Genomic DNA, 23,182 nt, shown 5'->3' with positions numbered 1-23,182 from the left:
ATCCTCACCACACACCGCTATCACCTCAATCTCCAATAACAATTCTGGCAATGCCAGTGCCCGTACCTCGACAACCGTGTCGGCAGGCCAGGGCGGCGTGAAATACCGACGCCGCGCCTCGACGATCGCCGGGAAGTTCGCCATGTCAGTCAGATAGATCGTCACCTTGATGATCCGGCTGCGGTCGCTGCCGCCCGCCGCGAGCACGCGGTCGATCGCGGCGAAGGTCGCCTCGAGTTGCGCATCGAAATCGCCCACGCCCACGATCGCACCCTGCTCGTCGATCGCGGCCTGGCCCGAGAGGAACAGCAATCCGCCCGCCTTCCAGCCTGGCGAAATGGCATAGGCCCCGAGCGGATCGGGGGACATCGAGATGACGGATGCGTCGGTGGGCATGACAGCGGGCCTTTCCTGTTCTATCTGCAGGGCAACATGACCACCGATTGTAACCCAAATGGGGCGCGCTGCGAATGACGGGCATGATTGCCGCGATGGATCCTGCCGATCCCCCCAGCCTGAATGCACCTGCGGAGCCTTCGCCCGAGGCCGTGCCGCCGCATGACCATGCGCTCTCGACGCGGGCATGGCACTGGATCAATCTGCTGAGCCTGATCACGCTGTTCATGAGCGGGCTGATGATCTTCAACGCGCATCCCCGGCTGTACTGGGGCGAATATGGCAATCGTGACGAGCCCGCCTGGCTCGCGATTGGCCAGGAGTCACAGCGCGGCTATCTTGAAGTCGGAGGGGCAAGGCTGGACACCACCGGCGTGCTAGGCCGCTACAGCGATTCCGATGGCACGGTGCGCAACCGCGCCTTTCCCGGCTGGGCAACCATTCCCAGTGATTACAATCTGGCCGATGCGCGGCACTGGCATTTCTTCTTCGCGTGGATCTTCGCCTTCGGGCTGCTCGCCTTCATGATCATCAGCCTGTTCAACGGGCATATCGCCAAGATGATCGCGATGCGCGGGCATGAATGGCATCCGCGCAACCTCTGGATCACGATCGTCGACCACGCCCGGCTGAAGTTCCACACCGCGCCGGGCGAGGCGTACAACCCGTTGCAAAAATTGAGCTATATCGCGGTGATCTTCGTTGCGCTGCCACTGATGATCGTCACCGGGCTGGCGATGTCGCCGGGGACCGATGCTGCGCTGCACTGGCCGAGCATGCTGTTTGGCGGTCGGCAGACGGCGCGCTCGCTGCACTTCATCATCGCCTTCTCGCTCATGGCATTTCTGTTGGTGCATGTGGCGCTGGTGATCGTCCACAAACCGCTGACGCTGCTGCGCGGCATGACGATCGGCAACCGGGCATGAGCGACAAGCATCCTTCGTCGATTATCACCCGCCGCGCGCTGCTCGGGTCGCTGGGCGTGGCCGCTGGCGGATTGCTCTCGGGCTGCGATGCGATCAACGCCAATCCGGGCTGGCGCGATACGCTGCGGCTTGCCGAGACCGGCAACATGGCGGTGCAGCGCGCACTGCTGGGGCGGGACGGGCTGGCACGCGAGTACAGCCCGCGCGATATCGGCCGCTCGGTTCCCGCCAACGGCACGCGCACGCCTTCCGATGCCGACTATAGGCGTCAGGCGGCGACAGGGTTTGCCGACTGGACGCTTGCGATCGACGGGCTGGTCGAGAAACCCACCCGCTTCGCGCTTGGCCAGATCAGGGCGATGCCGCGCCAGACCCAGATCACCCGGCACGATTGCGTCGAGGGCTGGAGCGCGATCGGCAAATGGACCGGGGTCAACCTTGCCGCGCTGCTCGATGTGGTGAAGGTCCGCGAGTCCGCGCGCTATCTGGTGTTCCACTGCGCCGATACCCTGCGCGCCGGGCCCTATTACGAGAGCATCGACATGGTCGACGCGCGGCATCCGCAGACGATGATCGCCTGGGCGCTCAACGACGAGCTGTTGCCGATCGGCAATGGCGCGCCGCTGCGGCTCAGGGTCGAGCGGCAATTGGGGTACAAGCACGCCAAATACATCCGCCGGATCGAGGCCGTGGCCGATTACCGCCTGAGCTATGGCGGGGGCGGCGGCTATTGGGAAGATGCCGCCGGTTATGAGTGGTATGCTGGAATCTGACGCCGGCACAAAGGCTCAGGCTGAATACCAGCCCACGCCGTCGCGCACCGTGCAGGTCGCGCGGCCAGCGCACTCCAGATAGCGCAGATGCGCCATCGCCTCGCCTGTGGCGATGCCATAGACGGTGTCGTCCACCTCGCGCGCGAACAGGATCGAGAAGGTGTCGACCGCGCGCATGGCGCGCTGCTTCAGCGCGTCCTCGAGCACGTTCAGCCGGTCGATATGCCCGTCGCGCAGCGCATCGAGCCGTGCGTGCACGCCGGTGAACGGAAAACCGTGGGCGGGCAGGATGAGTTCGTCACCGCTGAGCGCGGCCCTGAACTTGGCGATGCTGTCAAGCCACTCGCGCAGCGGGTCGGCATGCGGTTCGCTGGTCATCACCGAGACGTTGGAGGTGATCCGCGGCAGGATCTGGTCTCCGGCGATCACCACCTGGCCTTCGCGGTCGACCAGACACGCATGCTCGGGGGTGTGGCCGCCGCCGGTCATCACTGTCCAGGTGCGCGCGCCGATGGCGACATCCGCGCCATCGTCGAGCCTTGTGTGGCTGACCGGCACTTCCGAGACCATCCGCGCGAAATTGCCCCAGCCCTTCTGACGCATCTGTTCGACGCGGGCATCGTCCCAGCCCGCCATGCGCATCTGGTCGAGCGCTTCTTCGGGCGGTTCGGCTCGGACATCGGATGTCAGCATCCTCGCCATCAGCCATTCGGTGCGGTTCATCCACAGCCCGATACCGAAACGGCGGCACAGCCAGCCGGCGGCGCCGACATGATCGGGGTGGAAATGGGTGACGAACACGCGGGTGATCCGCCGGCCCTGCAGGCCGCTTGCGAACAGCGATTTCCACGCGTCGGTCGATTCGGGCATGTACAGGCCGGTATCGACGATCGCGACGCCATCACCCTGCTCGTCGCAATCGTCGAGCAGCCAGATGTTGATATGGTCGAGCGGCCCGGGGACGGGGAGGCGGGTCCAGCCCAGCCCCGGCGCAATGGCGAAATATTCGCCATAGCCGGGCGCATGATCGCCCAGCGGATAGGTCAGCCCGCGGAATTCCTTCGCCTCCAGACCATGATCGGCGAGCGAGGCATCGTAGGCGGGCGGCCCGGCGCGCGTAGCGAGGGCGTCCGGGGTCAATGCGTCCGGTACCAGTGCGTCCGGCGCCAGGCCCTCCATCAGGCGTGGTCGCCTTCGGGCCGGCTTTCCGTTCCGGCGAGCAGCGCCGATTCGATCTCCGCTTCGCGCGCCGCATCCTCGGCGGCCTTGTTGGCGGCGCTGCGTTCGGCGCGCAGCTCCTCGATCAGCGCCTCGCGGTCACCTCCCAGACGGGTGTCGGTCTGCACCTCTTCGGTGATCCCGGCCTTCTTGGCGGCCTTGGCGACGATCGCATCGAGCTCGCGCTGCGAGCACAGGCCCAGCGTCACCGGGTCCTTGGGCTGGATGTTCGAGATGTTCCAGTGGCTGCGGTCGCGGATCGCGGCGATGGTGTTGCGCGTGGTGCCGATCAGCTTGCCTACCTGTGCGTCCGAAATCTCGGGGTGGTTGCGCAGGATCCAGGCGATGCCATCGGGCTTGTCCTGGCGCTTGGAAACGGGCGTATAGCGCGGACCCTTGGTGCGGCGGACCTGCGCCGGGCCGACCTGGATCTTCAGGCGATACTCGGGATCGGCCTGGCCCTTTTCGATTTCGCTGAGCAGCAGTTCGCCCGCGCGCACCGGATCGCGACCGGTGTACTTCGAACTGGCGAGGTCATCGGCCATCGCCTGGACTTCCAGGATGTGCAGGCCGCAGAAATCGGCAATCTGTTCGAAGCTGAGGCCGGTATTGTCGACCATCCAGGATGCGGTGGCGTGCGGCATCAGCGGCTGGGGGTTGGCAGACATGCGCGTTTCTCCAAAAAATATGGCCACCCCTTGCGGGGTGGCCGTGTAACAGGCAGCGTATATGACAAAGCGCGGCGTGGAGCAAGCTGTACGCGCATGCGCAGGGCTGTTCCTGTCCCGTACCGACATAGGCGCTCGCTTCGTGCGCATAGAAATCGAAGGTTACCTGATCGTGCTGCCCGGCAGGATTGCGGGTTGTGGTCATGGCGCAAGACTAGCCGGTTCGATCGCGCCGTGCATCAGCCAAGCGCATCCCGCGCCGTGCGCTGCTTCACGCCAGCGGGTTCAGCGCCCGCGCGCGGCGGCGCTGTTCTGCGGCCTTTTCGGCCATGCCGCTGGCTTGGTAGATGTCGGCAGCGGCGGCGTGCAGATCGGGCGTGCGCCAGCGCGAGGCGAGCACCTGCTCGATCAGCGTGCGCGCCTGCACCACCTGTCCGTTGCCGAGCAATGCGCGGGCGAGCGCGATCTTGGCCTCGCCATACGGGCGCGCTTCATGGTTGCGCTGCGCCAATGTCAATGCACAGGCCCAGTCCTGCCGCGCGATGCAATGGTCGATCGCATGGCCATAGGTCGCCTGCGGGAACTGCTGCAGCCTTTTGGTCCAGATCGCCCAGGACCGGGCGTAGAGGCGTTTCGCCTCGGCGGTGTCGCCGCGCGCCTCGGCTATACCCGCCAGAGCGTCGATGAATTCGGGGTGGCCGGTGCGACGGACGATGTCGCGGTACAAGGCCTCGGATTTCGCCGTCTTGCCCTGCAGGTTCAGCACCTCGGCGATATGCTCCTCGATCAGCCAGCGGCCCGGAAACAGCGCGTCGGCCTTTCTGAAATGGCTCATCGCCTCGTTGAGCCGCCCGCGATCGAGATCGAGAATGCCGCGCTGCAATTCCATATAGGACCGCGTCTGCGGGGTGGGCGAGCGATACGCACGCTCGGCCTCGACCAGATAGGCATCGGCCTGATCGACATCGCCGGTCCGCGCAGCGAAGATCGCGCGGCGGAAGCTCGCCGAGCCGGGGACCAATGCGTCGGCCTGATCGTAAAGCGCGAGCGCAGCCTGATAGTCGCCGCTGTAAAAGGCGATGTCGCCGCGCATCGCGGCAATCTCGGCGCGATCGCCCGATTCGGGCGGGACGGCATAGCCATCGATCGCAGCGAGCTGGGCCTGCGCCTGTGGCAGCCGGTGCATGCTGAAATCGAGCGAGGCCTGCATCAGATGCGGCCCGCTGCCCTGCACCGCCACTTTGAACGCGGCCTCGAGCGCCTGACGCGCGGCGGCGTAATCGTCATAGGATCCCGACAGCTGCGCCCGCGCCAGCACCTCGCTCGCGTGGATCTCGTGCATCAGCCACTGGTCGGGAGCCGCCTGTGCAGCCGCGCGCGCATGGATGATGGCCCGGTCCGATCGCTCGATGGCATTGCGATAGGTGCGTGGCGGGCCCTCGCCCGAAAAGGGCGATTCCCCCCAGGCGATGGCCTCGGGGGTCGCATCGTCGGCGGTGAAGCGCTCGGTGGCCCACAGCGCACCGATCACCACCGCCGCCAAGATCCACCATTTCAGCGCGGCCAGCACCGGGACGATGCCCGGGCCATTCAAGCGTGCTGTCTGCATCTCAACTGGGTCTGGCGCACAGGCTCAGCCCCAGCCGGGTGAAATCATCGGCCAGCGCATTGGTCAGGATGGTGAGCGTGCCCGACAGTTCGGGCACCCATTTGCCGGTCGCGTCGATCGTCGGGGTGTCGTCGTTATAGCTGTTCTTGTTGGGGTTGCCCGATATCAGCGCGGTCGACACCGCCGGCATGCCCGCGCGGTCAACCCGCGTGTACGCCGATGGCAGGTCGGTGCGGAAGGTAAAGTTGGTGCCCGCGCCGCCCGACGTCGGCGGAGCGCCCAGCGGCGCTGCCAGGAACGGGAAGGTAGTGAGCAGCGGCTGGTCGGCCCGGTTCGGGTTGACCGGAATCGCTGCGAAAGTGGTGGCCGGATGCCGTGCAAGATCGAGGAAGATCACCGCGAGCGTCACATCGACCACCGGATCGAGAAACCGGCGTCCGTTGGGAAAGCCCGCAGGCTGGTTGAGATCCATCTGCAACACGTCTGGTACCACCAGATTGGCCACCGTGCGGCCAGGAACGACAGTCTGGTTGAGGCAGGGGGTGACGTTGAAGCTGGTGGGAACCGGGGTGGGCGTCGGTGTAGGGGTTGGGGTCGGCGTCGGTGCCACGGCAACCGGCGGTACGACAACGGCGTTTTCGACCGGGTCATTGCTGCCGCAACCGGCGAGCAGGGCGGATGCTGCGAGGACTCCGGCGAGCGCGAGCGAGGATGGGATACGTGCCATGGCGATCAGCTCCTGATCCGTGCGGACGACGTCCAGATGTCGAGCGGCTGGCCGCGGTCGATCAGTCCGCGCGGAATCGCGATGACGACGAAGGTCGTGTTGAGATTGGCGAACCGGTTGCGCGTGTTGCTGAACGACAGGTTGCCGGTAGCGCGCGAGTCGCGCAGCCCCTGAGGATCGAAATTGAACGGATCGTCAAACACGCCTGCGCGCACAGTGATGCCGTTGTTGGTCATCAGGTTGCGCTCGACCGGACCGCGCAATGGACCGGCCCCGGGCAGATTGCGCACCTCGATGCCCGGGTTCACACCGTCGCGGCCGAACCGGATTTCGATCGGGATCTCGATGTCGGTGCGCGTGCCGGTGTTCGATACATTGATCGTGTAGAGAACGTCGGGATCGTAAAAGCCCGGCAGATTGGTGGCGGAGGGGCCGCCAAATCCGATTGCCACATAAACGTTGGTCACGTCGTGAAAGGCAAACAGGTCGGAGATATCAGCAGCGACATCAAACCCGACGGTGTTGGTGTCCGATCCGGTGCGCGCAGGCGGATCGAAGTGATCGGCCGCCTCAAGCGCCTGATGGCCTGCAACGGTGATCGCGCCCACCATGAGCGCGCACGGCAGTGCGGTCTGCAAAATCCATCTGATGGTCATACTCGCCCCTGTTTTTGGTGAAAAAACCTAACGGGCGACCCGAATCGAACGTACGACAAACAGCGACGGTTGCCAAATGCTATCTCCAGCCAGGCGCTTTTGACGTCGCGGTCACCTTTATGCCGCCAGCGCGACCGGTGCTGTGATCGGGACCAGCGCGTTCAGGAACTGGCGGGTGCTCGCTTCCCAGGTGAAGCTGCGCCCGGCGCGGGCACAGGTCTGGCGGTCGAGCCGCAGCGCGCCTGCGATCGCCTGGGTGAGGTCCTCATCCATCACCCCCGATGCCGACGCCAGCACATCGAGCGGGCCCGAGACGGGATAAGCGGCGACCGGGGTGCCGCAGGCCATAGCCTCGATCATCACCAGCCCGAAGGTATCGGTGCGGCTGGGGAAGACGAACACATCGGCGCCCGCATAAAAGCCCGCCAGCGCGGCGCCCGTTTGCGCGCCGACGAAGTGCGCGTGCGGATAGGCGCGGGCCAAAGCCTCTCGCGCCGGGCCATCGCCCACCACCACCCTCGATCCGGGGTGCTCGCTGGCGAGGAACGCCTCGATGTTCTTCTCCACCGCAACGCGGCCGACATAGAGCTGGATCGGCCGGGGGAGGTCGGCATAGAGCGCAGGCACGGGCGCGGACGGGGTGAAGCAGGCGAGGTCCACGCCGCGACCCCAGTGCACCAGCTGGTGCAGCCCCTGCGCGCGCAACTGTGCGCGCACCGTCTCGGTCGACACCAGGATTGCGGTGGCCGGCGCGTGGAACCAGCGGATGAACGGCCAGAAGACGCTGGCGGGAAGCCCCGTGCGCCGCGCGAGATAATCGGGAAACTGGGTGTGATAGGCGGTGGTAAAGGGATAGCCATGGTTCAGGCAGAAACGCCGCGCGGCGATGCCCAGCGGCCCTTCGGTGGCGATGTGCACCGCATCGGGGGCAAAATCGGTGAGCCGCGTGCCCACGCCGTGCCGCGTCGCCAGCGCCAGCCGGATTTCCGGGTAGGAGGGGCATGGGATTGAGGCATATTGATCGGGCGAGATGACCAGCACGTCATGGCCCAGCGCGCGCAACCGGTCGGTGACCGAGGTCAGCGTGCGCACCACGCCATTGACCTGCGGCGACCAGGCATCGGTGACGATCGCGATCTTCACGCCAGCGCTTCTGGCGAGGCTGCCCATGCTCACGCGGCCTGGGGCTGCAAGGCGCCGCGCGCCTGCTGGTCGGTCTCGGCGGCCTGGCGCTCGGCCATGATGTCGGCCCAGTGCAGCACCTCCATCCGCCCGTCGAAATGCTCGACCAAGGCGGTACAGCCCTCCACCCAGTCGCCGTCGTTATAGTATTCGACCCCGCCGATGGTGCGGATGTCGGCAGTGTGGATATGCCCGCACACCACCCCGTCCACGCCGCGCTCGGATGCGGCGCGCGCGACCAGTTCCTCGAAGCGCGAGATGAACTCGACCGCATTCTTGACCTTGTGCTTGGCCATCTTGGACAGCGACCAATACGACAGGCCCAGCCGCTGGCGGACCCAGTTGACCCACAGGTTCATCCCCATCAGCGCGTGGTAGAGCGTGTCGCCGACGAACGCGAGCCAGCGGTGCGCGAGCATGATGGTGTCGAACTCGTCGCCGTGCAGCACCATCAGCCGCCTGCCATCGGCGGTCTCGTGGAACGCGGCGCGGCGGATCTCGACCCCGCCGAAGTTCAGCCCGGAAAACTGTCGGAACATCTCGTCATGGTTTCCGGGGATGTAGACGATCCGCGTGCCGCGCTTGGCGCGCTTCAGGATGCGCCAGACGATATCGTTGTGCGCCGGCGGCCAGTAGAACTTCTTCTTCAGCCGCCAGCCATCGATGATGTCGCCCACCAGATACATGGTGTCGCTGTCGACATGGTCGAGGAAATCGATCAGCAGGCTGGCGTTGCAGCCCTTGGTGCCCAGGTGCACGTCCGAAATCCAGATGGTCCGATAGCGGCGGCGCGCCTCGAGCGGTGGTTCGGGGGTGTAGGGCTGGCCATCGGGGAAGCCTGCGACATTGTCGAAACCCCCTCCGACCCCGCTGCTGCCGTGACCATCGATCAACGCGCTGATCTGATTGCTGAAGTCGTCCAGTGCCATGCCGGTTGATGCTCCCGTGCGGAAAAGTTTTTCCCTCGGGACCACGCCAATGGGCGTTTAATGTGACATCTGGAATCGCATAGCGATGACGGCTTTGTGACAAGAAGGGCAAATGTTCCGGTCCGGCACAGCCTATGTCGGCGGATGCGATCACCATTTCTTTACGCGTCTGAATTATCCCCGGCGAGCAAATAGCAGGCAGGGGAGTTGTCCATGCGGCCATTGACCATCATGTTCGGGCTGATCGTCGGCGCAGGCGGATTGGCGGGGGGCCTGTCCGGTGTCAACGGAGGGACCGAGGACTTTTCGGTCACCGTCAACGATAGCCCGCAGCTGGTCTATTCCGCCTTCAACACCGCAACCGGCTATGGCTCGGCGCTGCGGGATTCCGAACTGATGTCGCTCGACAAGGATGTCGTCATCACCCGCGAGGATGGCAAGGCGATCACCTGGCATGTCCCTTCCAGTGCCGATTCCGACGGCTCGACGATCACGCTGAGCTTCGTGCCGGGGGATGATCCGGGCAAGACGGTGATCCGCGCAACGGTCGATGTCGCTCCGGTGAAGGACGTCCGCAACACCCGGCTGGTCGTGTCGGAAGACAGGGTCGCCGGGATCCTCGAAGAGGCGGTGCGCGATGTGGCGACAGACCTCGACCGCGACATGAGCTATCGCGAGTCCGGGCGAACCTTCAACGGCGTGCTCGATCTGGTGGCGATCGCCACCAACCCCGGCATGACGCAATCGCTCAACCGCGCGATGCTGGACGCGTTCGGTGGCAATGGCGGACCGTCGAAACCGAAAGGCTATGGCGAACGCGACTATGGCAAGCCCGATGAATATGGCGAGCCGACCGATAACTTCGGCGCGCCGATGATCGATCCGGGCGATACCACCGCCGGTTATTGAGCGGTAAGGGGCCCCGGCGGACGCGGTCAGCTGATCTCGAGCACGATCTTGCCGACCAGGTCACCCGATTCCATCTGCGCATGCGCCTTGGCGGCGTCGCGCAGCGGATAGCGGCTGTGGATGATCGGGCTGAGCTCGCCGGTGGCGACGAGCGGCCACACCTCGCGTGAAATCTCGTCGGCGAGCAGCGCCTTGAAGCTGTTCGAGCGCGGGCGCAGAGTCGATCCGGTCAGCGTCAGGCGGCGGCGCATGATCTCCAGCACCGAAATCTCGGCCTTCATGCCGCCCTGCACCGCGATGGTGACGTTGCGGCCATCATCGGCCAGGCACGCCATGTTGCGCGGCAAATAGCTGCCGCCGACCATGTCGAGCACGATCTCGACGCCCTTGCCGCCGGTGAGCGTCTTCACCTCCTCGACGAAATCATGCGTCGTGTAGTTGATCGCATGCGCCGCGCCGATCTTCAGCGCTGCGGCGCATTTTTCGTCGCTGCCGCAGGTGACGATGACCTTGAGATCGAAAAGCTTGCCCAGCATGATCGCCATCGATCCGATGCCGCTGGTGCCGCCATGCACCAACACGGTCTCGCCATCGCGGGCATAGCCGCGCTGGAACAGGTTGTGCCACACGGTAAACAGTGTTTCGGGGAGCGCCGCAGCCTCTGCCATCGAGATGCCCGACGGAACGGTCAGGCAATGGTCGGCGCGCGCGACGCAATATTCGGCATAGCCGCCGCCTGCGACCAGGGCGCAGACCGGCTGGCCGATCATCGCATCGTCCGTATCGGGTCCGACCGCGACCACGGTGCCTGCGATTTCCAGCCCGGGAACATGCGGAGCGCCCGGCGGGGGCGGATAGAAGCCCTGGCGCTGGATGACATCGGGGCGGTTGACGCCGGCGGCTTCCACGCGGACCAGCACCTCGCCCTGCGCGGGGACTGGAACCGGCATCTCGCCCGCCACCAGCACCTCCGGGCCGCCGGGCTCGGCATAGTCGATGGCCTGCATGACCGTTGGTATCACTGTGGCTGTTGCCAAAGCCGACATGCCTTGCCCCCTGTTTGCGTGCGCCGTCAGCGGATTAGCGCTCGGTCATATTGACAGTTAGCCTGTCCGGGTCAACACTAAGCTCCGATGGAACCCGATGAGAGCCTCTCCCGGCTGCGCGCCGATGCTGCCCAGAAACTGGGCAGCGAGGATGTCGATGCCTATTCGCTGGACGAGCTCGACGCCCGGATCGCGCTTTGCCGCGCCGAAATCGCGCGCTGCGAGGCGCGCAAGGCCTTTGCCACGCGCCACCGCGCCAGTGCCGAGGCGCTGTTCCGCAAGAGCTAGCTGCAGCACCCCGCTTTGAGCGGACGCTGCCGGCATACCCGAAAACGGCCCCTTCCCATGTGGCATGGTCCTTGCTGGTATTATTCTTGAGCTTGGGCTTGCGCCCGGCTGGATTTGGCGAGACACTCGCCTATATTATCAGGTGGAAGCGCCCCGGAGTGGACTTGGGGCATTGGCAATGAGGCGCTTGACCAAAGAGGCCCGGCTCTTTTTCCGGGCACACTGATTGAAAGACCGGGCCTTCCGCCCGGCGCGGAGTATCGCTGCTATGCCGTCCTTTGCCGAATCCCTCGAAAAAACGCTGCACCAGGCGCTGCACAATGCCGCCGACCGCCGCCATGAATATGCCACGCTGGAGCATCTGCTGCTCGCGCTGATCGACGATGCCGATGCCGCGCAGGTCATGCAGGCCTGCGGCGTGGACCTTGGCGAGCTGGGTGATGCGGTAACGCACTATCTCGACAACGAGCTGGACTCGCTCAAGGTCGCCGAAAAGACCGATCCGGCGCCGACTTCCGGCTTCCAGCGCGTCGTCCAGCGCGCGATCCTCCACGTCCAGTCCTCGGGCAAGGATGTCGTCACCGGCGCCAACGTGCTCGTGGCGCTGTTCTCCGAGCGCGAGAGCTACGCGGTCTATTTCCTGCAGCAGCAGGACATGAGCCGTCTCGATGCGGTGAGCTATATCAGCCACGGCATCGGCAAGGGCGGCCAGGCGGTCGAGCAGCGCAGCCCGCGCGGCAGCGAGGAGCCGCAGGAAGAAAAGCAGGACACCTCGGGCAAGCAGAAGAAGGACAGTGCGCTCGACCAGTTCACCGTCAACCTGAATGCGCGCGCGATGGCGGGCAAGATCGATCCGCTGATCGGTCGTGGTCCCGAGGTCGATCGCACGATCCAGATCCTGTGCCGTCGTTCCAAGAACAACCCGCTCTATGTGGGTGACCCCGGCGTCGGCAAGACCGCGATCGCCGAGGGCCTGGCGCGCAAGATCGTCGAGGGCGATGTCCCCGAAGTGCTCGAAAAGGCTGTGATCTACTCGCTCGACATGGGCGCGCTGCTCGCCGGCACCCGCTATCGCGGAGACTTCGAGGAGCGGCTCAAGCAGGTCGTCTCCGAGCTCGAGAAGATGCCGCACGCGGTGCTGTTCATCGACGAGATCCACACCGTGATTGGCGCTGGCGCGACCAGCGGCGGCGCGATGGATGCATCGAACCTCTTGAAGCCGGCTCTGTCGGGCGGCACGATCCGCTGCATCGGCTCGACCACCTACAAGGAGTTCCGCAACCACTTCGAAAAGGACCGCGCCTTGCTGCGCCGGTTCCAGAAGATCGACGTCAACGAGCCGACCATCGAGGACACGATCAAGATCCTCAAGGGTCTGCGCAGCGCGTTCGAGGATCACCACAAGGTCAAGTACACGCCTGAGGCAATCAAGACCGCGGTCGAGCTTTCGGCGCGCTACATCAACGACCGCAAGCTGCCCGACAAGGCGATCGACGTGATCGACGAAGTCGGCGCGATGCAGATGCTGGTTCCGCCCAACAAGCGGCGCAAGATCATCACCGCGCGCGAGATCGAAAGCGTGATCGCGACGATGGCACGCATCCCGCCCAAGTCGGTGTCGAAGGACGACAAGAAGGTGCTCGAGCATCTCGACCGCGACCTCAAGCGCGTCGTGTTCGGCCAGAACAAGGCGATCGAGGTGCTGTCCAGCGCGATCAAGCTGAGCCGTGCGGGCCTGCGCGATCCGGACAAGCCGATCGGCAACTATCTGTTCTCCGGCCCCACCGGCGTCGGCAAGACCGAGGTTGCCCGGCAGCTCGCCAGCATCATGGGCATCCCGCTGCAGCGTTTCGACATGTCGGAATATATGGAGCGGCACTCGGTCTCGCGGCTGATCGGGGCGCCTCCGGGCTATGTCGGCTATGATCAGGGCGGTCTGCTCACCGATGCGATCGACCAGCAGCCGCATTGCGTGCTGTTGCTCGACGAGATCGAAAAGGCGCACCCCGATCTGTTCAACATCCTGCTGCAGGTGATGGACAACGGCAAGCTGACCGATCACCACGGCAAGACGGTCGACTTCCGCAATGTCGTGCTGATCATGACCACCAATGCCGGAGCTGCCGACATGGCGCGTGAAGGCATCGGCTTTGGCGATGTCAGCAAGGAGGACGCATCGGACGAGGCGGTGAAGAAGATGTTCACCCCCGAATTCCGCAACCGTCTCGATGCGGTCGTTCCGTTTGCCTATCTCGGCACCGAAGTCGTCGCACGCGTCGTGGACAAGTTCATCCTCCAGCTCGAACTGCAGCTGGCCGAACAGAACGTCCATATCCGTCTCGACCAGGCGGCGCGCGACTGGCTGTGCGAGAAGGGCTATGATCGCCTGTACGGCGCGCGTCCGATGGCGCGGCTGATCCAGGAAAAGATCAAGCAGCCGCTGGCCGAGGAACTGCTGTTCGGCAAGCTCGTGCAGGGCGGCGAGGTCAACGTCCATCTCAAGGATGGCGCGATGGCCTTCGAGATCGTCCCCGCTCCGCCCAAGGCACCCAAGGCCCGCAAGCCGCGGACCGCCAAAAAGGCCAGCGACACCAAGGCCGACTGACAATATGGCCCGGCTGACACACCATCAGCCGGGCCTTTTTGTATGAACAGCTTCGAACGCACCTTTACCGCCGAGCCGCAGCACATCGATGAGCTGGGTCATGTCAACAATGCCGTCTGGGTGCAGTGGCTGCAGGAGCTGTCGGTGGCGCACTGGCAGGCCGCGGCCGACCCTGCGCATGTCGATGCGTATTTCTGGGTGATCGTCCGGCACGAGATCGACTATCGCGGCAACATTGCGCTGGGCGAGCAGGCGGTGGGGCGGACCTGGGTCCCCGGCACCCCCAAGGGCGCGCGCTTTGCCCGGCATGCCGTGTTCAGCGATGCGAACGGGCGCGCAATTGTCAGCGCGATTTCAACCTGGGCGATGCTCGACAAGGCGACCGGCAGGCCCGCGCGGGTGACCGCGGATATCGTTGCGGCGTTTCAGGAGTAACCCCGGCATCCTTCCCAGCCGGTCCCCTGCGGAGGCAGGGGTCCATCTCCTGGCAGGTGAGAGATCGGCAGGGCAGGTGATGGGGCCCCGCCTTCGCGGGGGATCCGGGAGGGGGCGGAAACGAAGCGCGCCCTACCGGCCCGCCATTTCCTTCACCCGCGCCAGATACGTCCGCCCGACGCGAAGTTCGCTGCCATCGGCGAGGCACGCGAACCACACGCCGCCGCCATTGTGGCGCAGCGAGGTGATGTAGTCGTGGCGCACGATGTGCGAGCGGTGCAGCCGGACGAAGCGCGAAGGGTCCAGCCGCTCTTCCAGCGTCTTGATCGTCTCGTGCATCAGATAGCTGCGGGTGCCGACGTGCAGCCGCATATAGTCGCGCTCGGCATCGATCCGTTCGATCAGGTCGGCATCGATGCGCTTCAGTTCGGAGCGGTGCGGCACCCAGAATTCGCGCACCCAGTCCTGGCTGGCGGGCGGCGCATCGGGCACGGGGTTGGAGAGCACGAAGTTGCGCCGCTCCATGACGCGCGCGACCGCTCGCTCCAGTCGGTCGGTGGCAACGGGCTTGAGCAGATAGTCGATCGCCGCCAGATCGAACGCCTCGACCGCGAACGCCTGATAGGCGGTGACGAAGATGATCGCGGGCGTCTGGTCCATCTTGCCTAGCGCGCGGGCGACACCCATGCCGTCCAGCCGCGGCATGTTGATGTCGAGGAACACCAGTTCGGGGCGCAATTGCTCGGCCAGCCGCAGCGCCGATTCGCCGTCGCTGGCGGTGCCCACCAGGCTGATCTGGCCCAGCCGCGCGCACAGCAGTTGCAGGCGTTCGACCGCCAGCGGTTCGTCGTCGACGATCATGGTTCTGAGCGGTGCGGTATCGGCCTCAACAGTCATGGCGCACCGCCGGCAGGGTCAAATCCACCACAAAGCCTCCTTCAAACGGGACATGCCATTCGATCCGCGCCGCGCTGCCGTACCGGGCATCCAGCCGGTCGCGGACATTGGCAAGGCCGATGCCGCTGCCCTTGTCCTGATCCGAGGGGATGACATCGCCGTCATCGCTGACGATGATGTTGAGCACATCGTCCACCTCGCGCGCGGTGATGCGGATCGTCACCGGGCGGGTGGCGCGCGCGACGCCGTATTTGATCGCGTTCTCGACCAGCGGCTGCAGGATCAGCCCGGGCACGCAGCAGCTCATCACCGCATCGGGCACGTCGATCTCGATCTTCAGCCGGTCGGGAAAGCGCACCGCCTCGATCGCCAGATACAGCTGCTGCAGCTGCACCTCATCGGCCAGCGGCACATCGTCCAGCGGATCGCCGGTCAGGCTGGTGCGATAGAAGGTCGACAGGTTCATGATCATCGACTCGGCCTCTTCCGGGCGGTTGCGCAGCACGAGGGTAGACAGCGAATTCAACGTGTTGAACAGAAAATGCGGATTGACCTGATAGCGCAAGCTGCGCAGCTCGGCCTGCTGCGCGGCCTGGGCAAAGCGCGCCGCACGGCGCTCGGCCGCGCGCACTTCGCTGGCATAGCTCAGCGCCAGATAGAGCATCGCCCACGACATCAGGAAATAATAGCTCGAGATCGCGAACTCGAGCACGATGGCGAGCGGGTCGATCTCGGCGATCTTCTCGCGCAGTTCGCTGTCCTCGAACACGCTGATCGGATCATAGACGTTGAACGCGAAATAATTGAACGACGAGATCGCCAGCGCCGCGGGGATCGCGCCGATGCACGCGGCGATGATCCGCGGGGTCAGCGGTTTGTCCTCGAACCAGCGCAGGCCCAGATACAGCGCGACGTTGGTGACGATGCCGAACACCGTCACCGCCACCCGGCGGATCACCAGCTCTTCCTGGGCGGGAAAATCCAGCACCGCCGCGCGCAGCGTGACGATGATCATGTAGAACAGCCAGAATCCCAGGATCGAAAGCAGGGCGACCTGCTGGTCCACCCGGGGCCGGGCATGGCGCGTGGCAAGCATTTTCATCGGCGACAGTCTTAACCGCAGATGACTGACATGTCTTTACCGCCGCCGCCTGCTGGTCGAACAGGGGGAGAGGTTGGTCGAAAGCGCAAGGTTGGGGACGGGCGTCACTCGGCCAGCGCGACACCGGGACTGCGCGGATCGGCATAGCCGGTCCAGGCCTTGCCATCGAACTGCGCCGCGTTGAGCTTCGAGCCCAGGTCACTGACCACCACCGGCTGGCCCATCGCGGCAAGGTCCTTGCTCATCGCGCCCAGCCCGGTGTCCTTTTCGACGATCAGCGAGCCGTTGCCGAAATAGATGTTGGGCAGCGCGAGCGCGTCGCCTGCGGGCAGGCCGAAATCGATCACCCCGATCAGCGCCTTTGTCACGTGCATGATGATGCGCTTGCCGCCTGCCGAGCCAACGGCCAGCACCGGGCGATCAGCAGCGTCATAGACGATGTGCGGCGACATCGAAGACAGCGGGCGCTTGCCCGGCTGCACCCGGTTGGCGACCTTCATACCGTTTTTTTCGGGCGCGAAGGTGAAGTCGGTGAGCTCGTTGTTGAGGAAATAGCCGTTGGCGATCAGCTGGCTGCCGAATGGGCCTTCGACGGTCGAGGTCATGCTGACGACATTGCCCGCGCCATCGACCGCGACGAAATGGGTGGTGCCGGCAACCTCGCTCGAGATCGCGGCCGTGCGCGGCTCGGCGCCCGGCGGGGTGCCGGCTTCATAGCGACCCAACGCCTTGGCGGGATCGATCGTTGCTGCGCGGGCAGCGACATAGGCGGGGTCGAGCAGGCCGTTGACCGGAACCGAGACGAAATCGGGATCGCCCAGATACTGTTCGCGATCGGCATAAGCGAGCTGCATCGCCTCGCCGATCAGATGCCAGGTCTTCGGGTCGTCCTTGCCCATGCCTGCGATATCGTGCGGCTGGAGCATGCCCAGGATCTGCTGCACCGTGGTCGCGCCCGAAGAGGGCGGGCCCATGCCGCAGACCTTGTAGCCGCGATAGCGCGAACACACCGCTGGGCGCTCCTTGGCGGTATAGGCGGCAAGGTCGGCCAGCGTCATCTTTGCAGGATTGACCGAAGCCTTGCTCACCGCATCGACCAGTGCCTGGCCGTGCTTGCCGGTATAGAAGGCGTCCGGCCCGCCCTTGGCCACCGCGCGCAGCAGCTCGGCAAGCGCGGGGTTGGTCACCCGCTCGCCCGCTGCCTTGGGTCCGGTGGCGTTCCAGTAGATGTCGCGCGCATCGGGGAAGCGGGCCCAGATCGGCGCAAGCCGCTTGAGGGTGCCGGCGAGCACGTCGCTCACCTCGAAGCCTTGGTCGGCGAGTCGGATCGCGGGCGCAAACAGGTCCGCCCAGGGCAATTTGCCCCATCTGGCGTGGGTCATCGCCATCAGCCGGATGTTGCCGGGAACCCCGACGCTGTGGCCGCCCTGAAAGGCATCGATAAACGGCAAAGGCTTGCCATCCGCGCCCAGCAGCAGCGCCTCGCTGGCCGAAGCCGGTGCCATTTCGCGCCCGTCGATGGTGGCAAGCGTGCCGGTCGCGGCATCGTGATGCAGCAGCAGTCCGCCTCCGCCGATCCCCGAGCTTTGCGGCTCGACCACGGTCAGCGCGAGCATCATCGCCATCGCGGCATCGGCAGCCGACCCGCCCTTGCGCAGGATCTCCTGCCCCGCTGCGGTTGCGCGCGGATCGGCTGAGGAGACCACGCCCTTGCCCTGCGCCGCGGTTGCGGACGAGCGGGCGGGCGCGGGTGCCTGCGCGTGGCCGGCGATGGAGAGCGTGGACAGGGTGAAGGCGGCTGCAACGAGCAGCGTGCGGGGGAATGCGGTCATCGCTGCGTTATAGCGCGGGGACGGGGGGCGGCAAGCTCTGCCTCAGGCAAGCGCGACCGCCGCGCCACCCTCGGGCTTGGCCGCCCAGAGCTTCTCGTGGAAGAAGAACGCCACCGCGTTGACCATCGGCTCGATGATCGCAAGGCCGCCAGCGATCTCGAGCGATCCGGTGAACGCGTAGGCGACAGAAAACCCAATGGTGAGATGCACCGCCAGATAGCTCAGGGTCTTGGCAATATCGTGGGGCATGGTCGAACTCCTGTCATGCGGTAACAGGCTATTGATAATCATTCGCATATTACTGCGCCAATGAAGGTTTTGGGGTGCGGTGATCGAGTGGGGCGATCAGTTGTGCGGTTCAACACGGCAGCGTAGCTCAGGCCGCCGCGTTTGCGGTTCCCCTGCACAGGGGACCGGCTAGTGCAAAATATCAATCGATCCCCACAGCCTCGCCCAGCGTCGCAAAACCATCCCGCTTCAGGAGTCTCTTGAGGCCCCGGTTGATCTGCGCGGCCAGTCCCGGACCTTCGTACACCAGTGCCGAATACAACTGCACCAGCGACGCGCCCGCGCGCACCCGGGCATAGGCGTCTTCTGCCGATGCGATGCCGCCGACGCCGATCAGCGGGATCGCGCCGCCGCTTGCGGTCCGGAAATCGCGCAAGCGCTGCTGTGCCAGATCGCGCAAAGGCGCCCCCGACAGCCCGCCTGCTTCGCCCGCATGCCGCGAGCGCAGCGCGGGGCGCGAAATGGTGGTGTTCGAGACGATCAGCGCATCGAGCCTTTTGTCCATCGCAATGCGGGTGATGTCGTCGATATCGGCCGGCTCCAGATCGGGTGCGAGCTTGAGGAACACCGGGCAGGGATTGGCCTCCCGCGCCTCGATCACCGCATCGAGCAGCGCCGAGAGCGCGCCAGCGTCCTGCAGCGCGCGCAGGCCCGGGGTGTTGGGCGAGGATATGTTGACCGTGAGATAGCGCGCCAGAGGCGCCATGATCCGCGTCATCGTCGCATAATCGGCGATCCGGTCTTCGGAGTCCTTGTTGGCGCCGATGTTGACGCCGATGATCCCGGCGTTCGATCGGCCCGCGACCAGCCGCTCGACCACTGCGCCCGCGCCGTCGTTGTTGAAGCCCATGCGGTTGATCACCGCCTTGTCCTCGACCAGCCGGAACAGCCGAGGGCGCGGGTTGCCCGCCTGGGGCAGGGGGGTCACGGTGCCGATCTCGACAAAGCCGAAGCCGAAGCCGAACAGCGCATGCGGCGCTTCGGCATTCTTGTCGAAGCCGGGGGCCAGACCCACCGGCGCGGGAAAATCGATCCCCGCGACCCGCATCGCCAGCATCGGATCGGCAGCGGGCGGAGCAGAGGCCGGCGCAAGCCGCAGCGCCGCCAGCGTCAGCCGGTGGGCGGTCTCTCCATCGAGCAGGAACAGGGCGGGCCGGGCGAGCGAAAACAGCATGGTCAGCCTATGGCTTTGCGACGGGCCGATGGTCAAGCGCCCTGCTGGCGGTTTACCCTTGGCAGCCAAGTGTATACCGTTTGCCTAAACCATCACAGAATAACGGAAAGTCGTCTTATGGCCCTGCGTACCCTAGCCACCGCCCTGTTGCTTGCCGCCAGCCCGCTGGTGCTGGCCAGCCCGGTCGCGGCCCAGACCGCCCTTGCAGCCAGGGCCAATAGCGCCGAGCTTGCCGCATTCTTCGAGCAGGTCGATGCGGATGGCCTGGCGCAATCGCCGCAGGGCAAGGCCTATCGCGGCATCCGCGATGCCGATTACGGCAAGTGGAACGACCCTTCCGACGCCAAGGCGATCGCCGATTTCGAGCGCGGACAAAAGGCTCTGGCGACGATGAAGGCGCGGTTCGACCCGGCGAAGCTGAGCACCGAGGATGCGCTGAGCTATCGGTTGTTCGAATATCAGGCCGAGCGCGCCGCCAAGGCGCACCCGTTCCGCCGCAACGATTATGTCTTCGACCAGATGAACGGCGCGCAGAGCCAGATGCCCGCGTTCCTCATCAACATCCACCGCGTCGCCAGCAAGAGCGATGCCGAGGCCTATGTCGCTCGCCTGCAGGGCATCGGCCCCAGGCTGGACGGCCTGATCGCCGAGTCGCGCACGCGGGCGGAAGCGGGCGTGATGCCGCCCAAATGGGTCTATCCTTTCGTCATCGATGACGCACGCAACGTGATCAAGGGCGCTCCCTTCGATGGCGGCGCGCCCTCGACGCTGCTCGCCGACCTCAGCAAGAAGGTCGATGCGCTCGACATCCCCGCGGCCGACAAGGCCGCGCTGATTGCCGCGGGCAGCGATGCGCTGCTGACGAGCGTCAAGCCGGCCTATCAGCGGCTGATCGCCGAGATGGAGCGGCAACAGGCCATCGCCCCTGCCGAGGATGGCGTATGGCGCTTCAAGGACGGCGCGGCCTATTATGCGCAGCTGCTTGCCAGCTACACCACCACCGATCTCACCCCCGATCAGGTACACCAGATCGGGCTCGACAATGTCGCGCGTATCCACGGGCAGATGCGCGAGATCATGAAGACGGTGGGCTTCACCGGCACGCTGCAGGAATTCTTCGCCTTCGTCCGCACCGACGACCGCTTCTATTTCAAGACGCGCGAGGACTATCTTGCGGCGGTCGACACCAAGCTGAAGGCGATGACCGCCAAGCTCCCCGAATATTTCAACACGCTGCCCAAGGCGCCGCTGACGGTGAAGGCGGTCGAGGCGTTTCGCGAGAAGTCCGCAGGCAAGGCGTTTTATCAGAGCCCCGCGCCCGATGGGTCGCGCCCCGGCACTTATTATGTGAACCTCTACAACCTCAAGGACATGGCCTCGACCGAGCTTGAGGCGCTGGCCTATCATGAGGGGCTTCCCGGCCACCATCTCCAGCGCGCGGTGCAGACCGAACTCGGCGATCTGCCGCCGTTCCGCCGCTTTGGCGGGGTTACCGCCTATACCGAAGGCTGGGGCCTGTATTCGGAAGAGCTGGGCAAGGACATGGGCTTTTACCAAGACCCCTATTCGGACTTCGGCCGGCTGGGCATGGAACTGTGGCGCGCCTGCCGTCTGGTGGTCGATACCGGCATCCATCACAAGCGCTGGAGCCGCGAGCAGGCGATCGGGTACCTGACCGAAAACACCCCCAATCCCGATGGCGATATCTCCAAGGCGATCGAGCGCTATGTCGTTTATCCGGGCCAGGCCAACGCCTATATGATCGGCAAGCTCAAGATCATGGAACTGCGCGAACGCGCGCAAAAGGCGCTGGGGCCGAAGTTCCAGTACGGCCGTTTCCACGACGCGATTCTCAAGAGCGGACCGGTGCCGCTGACGGTGCTGGAGGAGCGAATCGACGGCTGGATCGCCAGCGGTGGCTGATTCGCGCCATTCCTGAACGGTTCGGGACTAGCGGGCAGATTTTGCACGATTTTTCATCGTGTCGAATCCATCCAATCATCCCCCCCGATCATCCCCTATAGCCCGTTTGCGACCCGAAGGGCTCAAGGCAGCGATGCCGAGAGTTCTTTTCCTAACGGCGATCCTGCCCTTGTGGCGGGATCGCCTTTTTTTTGTGCTCCATTCGGTCTATAGGCCTTGCCGGGTCGACGAGAAAATAACCCCGGCACGGGGACAAGCGGTCAATCCGCTGCTGCGTTGCACGGGGAAATGGGGCCGCGCATGCCGAACCTGCAATATGCTCTTCCGGACGAATCGCTCCGCGAGTTTGTCTCGGTCTATTATCTGTTCGATAGCCCTGAACCTTATGTCATGGACGGCGAGCGCGCGGCCATTGCGCAGCTTCGGCTGGGCACCTGCGGGCGCGTGACCATGCATTTTCCCGATGGATCGAAGACGCAGATCAGCGGTGCCGCGCTGATGGGGCCGACCACCGCGGCGGTGAAGTTCGAGATCGAGGGCCCGTTCCACATGTTCGGCCTGGGCATCACCGCAGCCGGATGGGGCGCGCTGACCCAGCAGAGCGCGGCGCAGTATCTCGACCGAATCGTGCCCGCGGTCATGGTGTTCCCCAATATCGAGCAGCGGCTCGAAGAGGTGCGCGCGCTCGATTCGCTGCCCGCGATGTGCGCTGCGGCCGATGCGATCCTGAAGCCGATCATGCAGGAGGCCAATCCGGAGATGGTCGCCTTCACGCGGATGGTCGACCAGTGGCTCGCCTCGAGCGTCTCGCCGATGGTGACCGAATTGCACGCGCAGACCGATCTGTCCGAACGCCAGCTCACCCGCCGGGTGAAGCAGCTCTACGGCATGCCGCCCAAATATCTCTCGCGCAAATATCGCGCGCTGCGCGCCGCGCGGGCGCTGATCGACGCCCAGCCGGACGAGGCCGACTTCCTGCGCGATGCATTCTACGACCAGTCGCACATGATTCGCGAGCTCAAGCTGTTTGCAGGGACCACGCCGACCAGGCTGCGCACCGGTGAGGGCGAGCTTGCCCGGCTGATCGATCAGCGCGGCCGGCTCAAGGGCAGCATCAACCCGCTGGTGGCCGATACCTGATCGAGCCCGCGGGCTCAGTCGCGCAGTTTCATCTCCAGCCGGTTGACGCCGTCTTCGCTGCGATAGTCGGTGATGTCCGCCCAGGCGCGGATCAGCGCCAGCCCGGCGCCGCCGCCCCGCTCGGCATTGGGCATCTCGGCCTCGCTGTCGCTGTCACTTTCCATGCGCGGATCGAACGGCTGCCCCGAGTCGCACAGGCAGATCGTCACCGCGTCGCTGCTCCCCCGCAGCGTCAGCGTGCCCGAAAACCCCGGGCGGACCTCACCATGGTCGTAAAGATTGGTAACTGCCTCTTCCGCCAGGATCGCAAGCTTGGCGCGCTGCTGCGGCGGCAGCATGTTGGCTGTGCAGAACAATTGGACCAGCGCCACCGCACGATGTATCGATTCGGGACCATTTTCGTCCAGGTCGCACGAATGCGGATTGAAATTGCGCCGGATCATGGCTGAGGTTATGCCA

The 23,182-nt window shown here is 65.1% G+C and carries 23 protein-coding genes; 8 read left to right on the top strand and 15 right to left on the bottom strand.

Going from position 1 to position 23,182, the window contains the following annotated elements; all coding sequences use genetic code 11:
- Positions 1-396: RidA family protein (locus tag IP68_RS16210; RefSeq protein ID WP_054136051.1), on the bottom strand; the 396-nt coding region annotated here is incomplete at its 3' end.
- 74 nt (positions 397-470) lie between these two features.
- Between IP68_RS16210 and IP68_RS16205 the strand changes: the two genes are divergently transcribed.
- Positions 471-1,322, top strand: a complete 852-nt coding sequence (locus IP68_RS16205) for a cytochrome b/b6 domain-containing protein (protein WP_082382434.1) — start codon at positions 471-473, stop codon at positions 1,320-1,322.
- Positions 1,319-2,095, top strand: a complete 777-nt coding sequence (locus tag IP68_RS16200) for a molybdopterin-dependent oxidoreductase (RefSeq protein ID WP_054136050.1) — start codon at positions 1,319-1,321, stop codon at positions 2,093-2,095. Before IP68_RS16205 ends, IP68_RS16200 begins: the two co-directional genes overlap by 4 nt.
- 15 nt (positions 2,096-2,110) lie before the next feature.
- Here IP68_RS16200 and IP68_RS16195 read toward each other — a convergent pair whose 3' ends face one another.
- The 7 genes from IP68_RS16195 to IP68_RS16165 all read right to left on the bottom strand — a co-directional run bounded on the left by IP68_RS16195 (position 2,111) and on the right by IP68_RS16165 (position 9,084).
- A complete protein-coding gene (locus tag IP68_RS16195) occupies positions 2,111-3,274 on the bottom strand; it encodes an MBL fold metallo-hydrolase (RefSeq protein WP_082382433.1) in 1,164 nt (387 codons plus the stop codon).
- Positions 3,274-3,981 carry a DUF1013 domain-containing protein gene (locus IP68_RS16190; RefSeq protein ID WP_054136048.1) on the bottom strand — a complete coding sequence of 236 codons (708 nt, stop codon included), beginning with the start codon at positions 3,979-3,981 and terminating at the stop codon, positions 3,274-3,276. Before IP68_RS16190 ends, IP68_RS16195 begins: the two co-directional genes overlap by 1 nt.
- A 271-nt stretch (positions 3,982-4,252) precedes the next feature.
- A complete protein-coding gene (locus IP68_RS16185; protein WP_231684090.1) occupies positions 4,253-5,575 on the bottom strand; it encodes a hypothetical protein in 1,323 nt (440 codons plus the stop codon).
- 16 nt (positions 5,576-5,591) lie between these two features.
- Positions 5,592-6,317, bottom strand: coding sequence for a DUF4331 family protein (locus tag IP68_RS16180; RefSeq protein WP_231684088.1), 726 nt, complete (start codon positions 6,315-6,317; stop codon positions 5,592-5,594).
- Positions 6,318-6,322: 5 nt separating this feature from the next.
- Entirely contained in the window at positions 6,323-6,973 is a 651-nt protein-coding gene (locus tag IP68_RS16175; RefSeq protein WP_054136046.1) for a hypothetical protein, read from the bottom strand.
- Between the two features lie 117 nt (positions 6,974-7,090).
- On the bottom strand, positions 7,091-8,116 hold the full coding sequence (locus IP68_RS16170) for a glycosyltransferase family 1 protein (protein WP_054136058.1): 1,026 nt from the start codon (positions 8,114-8,116) through the stop codon (positions 7,091-7,093).
- Positions 8,117-8,145: 29 nt separating this feature from the next.
- The gene (locus IP68_RS16165) at positions 8,146-9,084 is read right to left on the bottom strand and encodes a UDP-2,3-diacylglucosamine diphosphatase (protein WP_082382432.1); all 939 of its coding nucleotides are present in this window, start codon (positions 9,082-9,084) and stop codon (positions 8,146-8,148) included.
- 213 nt (positions 9,085-9,297) lie between these two features.
- On the opposite strand from IP68_RS16165, the gene IP68_RS16160 reads away from it, so the two are divergent.
- Entirely contained in the window at positions 9,298-9,993 is a 696-nt protein-coding gene (locus IP68_RS16160) for a hypothetical protein (RefSeq protein WP_117351945.1), read from the top strand.
- Between the two features lie 26 nt (positions 9,994-10,019).
- Here the strand turns inward: IP68_RS16160 and IP68_RS16155 are convergent, their stop codons facing one another.
- Complete coding sequence (locus tag IP68_RS16155; protein WP_197275832.1) at positions 10,020-11,000, bottom strand: NAD(P)H-quinone oxidoreductase; 981 nt, start codon at positions 10,998-11,000, stop codon at positions 10,020-10,022.
- Positions 11,001-11,126: 126 nt separating this feature from the next.
- Here IP68_RS16155 and IP68_RS16150 point away from each other — a divergent pair, with 126 nt between their 5' ends.
- The 3 genes from IP68_RS16150 (at position 11,127) to IP68_RS16140 (ending at position 14,367) form a co-directional block, all read left to right on the top strand.
- Complete coding sequence (locus IP68_RS16150; protein WP_054136043.1) at positions 11,127-11,327, top strand: DUF1192 domain-containing protein; 201 nt, start codon at positions 11,127-11,129, stop codon at positions 11,325-11,327.
- A 268-nt stretch (positions 11,328-11,595) separates the two neighbouring features.
- Complete coding sequence (gene clpA, locus IP68_RS16145) at positions 11,596-13,932, top strand: ATP-dependent Clp protease ATP-binding subunit ClpA (RefSeq protein ID WP_054136042.1); 2,337 nt, start codon at positions 11,596-11,598, stop codon at positions 13,930-13,932.
- A gap of 42 nt (positions 13,933-13,974) precedes the next feature.
- Positions 13,975-14,367: a thioesterase family protein gene (locus tag IP68_RS16140; RefSeq protein ID WP_054136041.1), complete on the top strand. Its 393-nt coding sequence runs from the start codon at positions 13,975-13,977 to the stop codon at positions 14,365-14,367.
- A gap of 132 nt (positions 14,368-14,499) precedes the next feature.
- Here IP68_RS16140 and IP68_RS16135 read toward each other — a convergent pair whose 3' ends face one another.
- The 5 genes from IP68_RS16135 to IP68_RS16115 all read right to left on the bottom strand — a co-directional run bounded on the left by IP68_RS16135 (position 14,500) and on the right by IP68_RS16115 (position 19,660).
- Positions 14,500-15,264 (bottom strand): LytTR family DNA-binding domain-containing protein, encoded by a 765-nt coding sequence (locus IP68_RS16135; RefSeq protein WP_054136040.1) that lies wholly within the window; start codon positions 15,262-15,264, stop codon positions 14,500-14,502.
- Positions 15,254-16,360 (bottom strand): sensor histidine kinase, encoded by a 1,107-nt coding sequence (locus IP68_RS16130; protein WP_054136056.1) that lies wholly within the window; start codon positions 16,358-16,360, stop codon positions 15,254-15,256. Before IP68_RS16130 ends, IP68_RS16135 begins: the two co-directional genes overlap by 11 nt.
- A 110-nt stretch (positions 16,361-16,470) precedes the next feature.
- The gene (gene ggt / locus IP68_RS16125; RefSeq protein ID WP_054136039.1) at positions 16,471-18,198 is read right to left on the bottom strand and encodes a gamma-glutamyltransferase; all 1,728 of its coding nucleotides are present in this window, start codon (positions 18,196-18,198) and stop codon (positions 16,471-16,473) included.
- Between the two features lie 42 nt (positions 18,199-18,240).
- Positions 18,241-18,447, bottom strand: a complete 207-nt coding sequence (locus tag IP68_RS16120; RefSeq protein ID WP_054136038.1) for a DUF2061 domain-containing protein — start codon at positions 18,445-18,447, stop codon at positions 18,241-18,243.
- 181 nt (positions 18,448-18,628) lie between these two features.
- Complete coding sequence (locus IP68_RS16115) at positions 18,629-19,660, bottom strand: quinone-dependent dihydroorotate dehydrogenase (RefSeq protein WP_054136037.1); 1,032 nt, start codon at positions 19,658-19,660, stop codon at positions 18,629-18,631.
- Between the two features lie 117 nt (positions 19,661-19,777).
- Between IP68_RS16115 and IP68_RS16110 the strand changes: the two genes are divergently transcribed.
- Positions 19,778-21,583, top strand: coding sequence for a DUF885 family protein (locus IP68_RS16110; RefSeq protein WP_054136036.1), 1,806 nt, complete (start codon positions 19,778-19,780; stop codon positions 21,581-21,583).
- Positions 21,584-21,883: 300 nt separating this feature from the next.
- Entirely contained in the window at positions 21,884-22,723 is an 840-nt protein-coding gene (locus IP68_RS16105; RefSeq protein ID WP_162892487.1) for a helix-turn-helix domain-containing protein, read from the top strand.
- A 14-nt stretch (positions 22,724-22,737) separates the two neighbouring features.
- Here IP68_RS16105 and IP68_RS16100 read toward each other — a convergent pair whose 3' ends face one another.
- Positions 22,738-23,166, bottom strand: a complete 429-nt coding sequence (locus IP68_RS16100; RefSeq protein ID WP_054136034.1) for an ATP-binding protein — start codon at positions 23,164-23,166, stop codon at positions 22,738-22,740.
- Between the last annotated feature and the right edge of the window lie 16 nt (positions 23,167-23,182).

It is taken from the genome of Blastomonas sp. AAP25, assembly GCF_001295965.1.
GTDB lineage: Bacteria > Pseudomonadota > Alphaproteobacteria > Sphingomonadales > Sphingomonadaceae > Blastomonas > Blastomonas fulva.
This window is presented reverse-complemented; position numbering and strand designations above follow the sequence as displayed.

Coding starts and splice junctions, on each gene's coding strand:
- IP68_RS16205 (WP_082382434.1), top strand. CDS start 471: ATGACGGGCATGATTGCCGCGATGGATCCTGCCGATCCCCCCAGCCTG.
- IP68_RS16200 (WP_054136050.1), top strand. CDS start 1,319: ATGAGCGACAAGCATCCTTCGTCGATTATCACCCGCCGCGCGCTGCTC.
- IP68_RS16195 (WP_082382433.1), bottom strand. CDS start 3,274: ATGGAGGGCCTGGCGCCGGACGCACTGGTACCGGACGCATTGACCCCG.
- IP68_RS16190 (WP_054136048.1), bottom strand. CDS start 3,981: ATGTCTGCCAACCCCCAGCCGCTGATGCCGCACGCCACCGCATCCTGG.
- IP68_RS16180 (WP_231684088.1), bottom strand. CDS start 6,317: ATGGCACGTATCCCATCCTCGCTCGCGCTCGCCGGAGTCCTCGCAGCA.
- IP68_RS16175 (WP_054136046.1), bottom strand. CDS start 6,973: ATGACCATCAGATGGATTTTGCAGACCGCACTGCCGTGCGCGCTCATG.
- IP68_RS16165 (WP_082382432.1), bottom strand. CDS start 9,084: ATGGCACTGGACGACTTCAGCAATCAGATCAGCGCGTTGATCGATGGT.
- IP68_RS16160 (WP_117351945.1), top strand. CDS start 9,298: ATGCGGCCATTGACCATCATGTTCGGGCTGATCGTCGGCGCAGGCGGA.
- IP68_RS16155 (WP_197275832.1), bottom strand. CDS start 11,000: ATGCAGGCCATCGACTATGCCGAGCCCGGCGGCCCGGAGGTGCTGGTG.
- IP68_RS16150 (WP_054136043.1), top strand. CDS start 11,127: ATGGAACCCGATGAGAGCCTCTCCCGGCTGCGCGCCGATGCTGCCCAG.
- clpA (WP_054136042.1), top strand. CDS start 11,596: ATGCCGTCCTTTGCCGAATCCCTCGAAAAAACGCTGCACCAGGCGCTG.
- IP68_RS16140 (WP_054136041.1), top strand. CDS start 13,975: ATGAACAGCTTCGAACGCACCTTTACCGCCGAGCCGCAGCACATCGAT.
- IP68_RS16135 (WP_054136040.1), bottom strand. CDS start 15,264: ATGACTGTTGAGGCCGATACCGCACCGCTCAGAACCATGATCGTCGAC.
- IP68_RS16130 (WP_054136056.1), bottom strand. CDS start 16,360: ATGCTTGCCACGCGCCATGCCCGGCCCCGGGTGGACCAGCAGGTCGCC.
- ggt (WP_054136039.1), bottom strand. CDS start 18,198: ATGACCGCATTCCCCCGCACGCTGCTCGTTGCAGCCGCCTTCACCCTG.
- IP68_RS16120 (WP_054136038.1), bottom strand. CDS start 18,447: ATGCCCCACGATATTGCCAAGACCCTGAGCTATCTGGCGGTGCATCTC.
- IP68_RS16115 (WP_054136037.1), bottom strand. CDS start 19,660: ATGCTGTTTTCGCTCGCCCGGCCCGCCCTGTTCCTGCTCGATGGAGAG.
- IP68_RS16110 (WP_054136036.1), top strand. CDS start 19,778: ATGGCCCTGCGTACCCTAGCCACCGCCCTGTTGCTTGCCGCCAGCCCG.
- IP68_RS16105 (WP_162892487.1), top strand. CDS start 21,884: ATGCCGAACCTGCAATATGCTCTTCCGGACGAATCGCTCCGCGAGTTT.
- IP68_RS16100 (WP_054136034.1), bottom strand. CDS start 23,166: ATGATCCGGCGCAATTTCAATCCGCATTCGTGCGACCTGGACGAAAAT.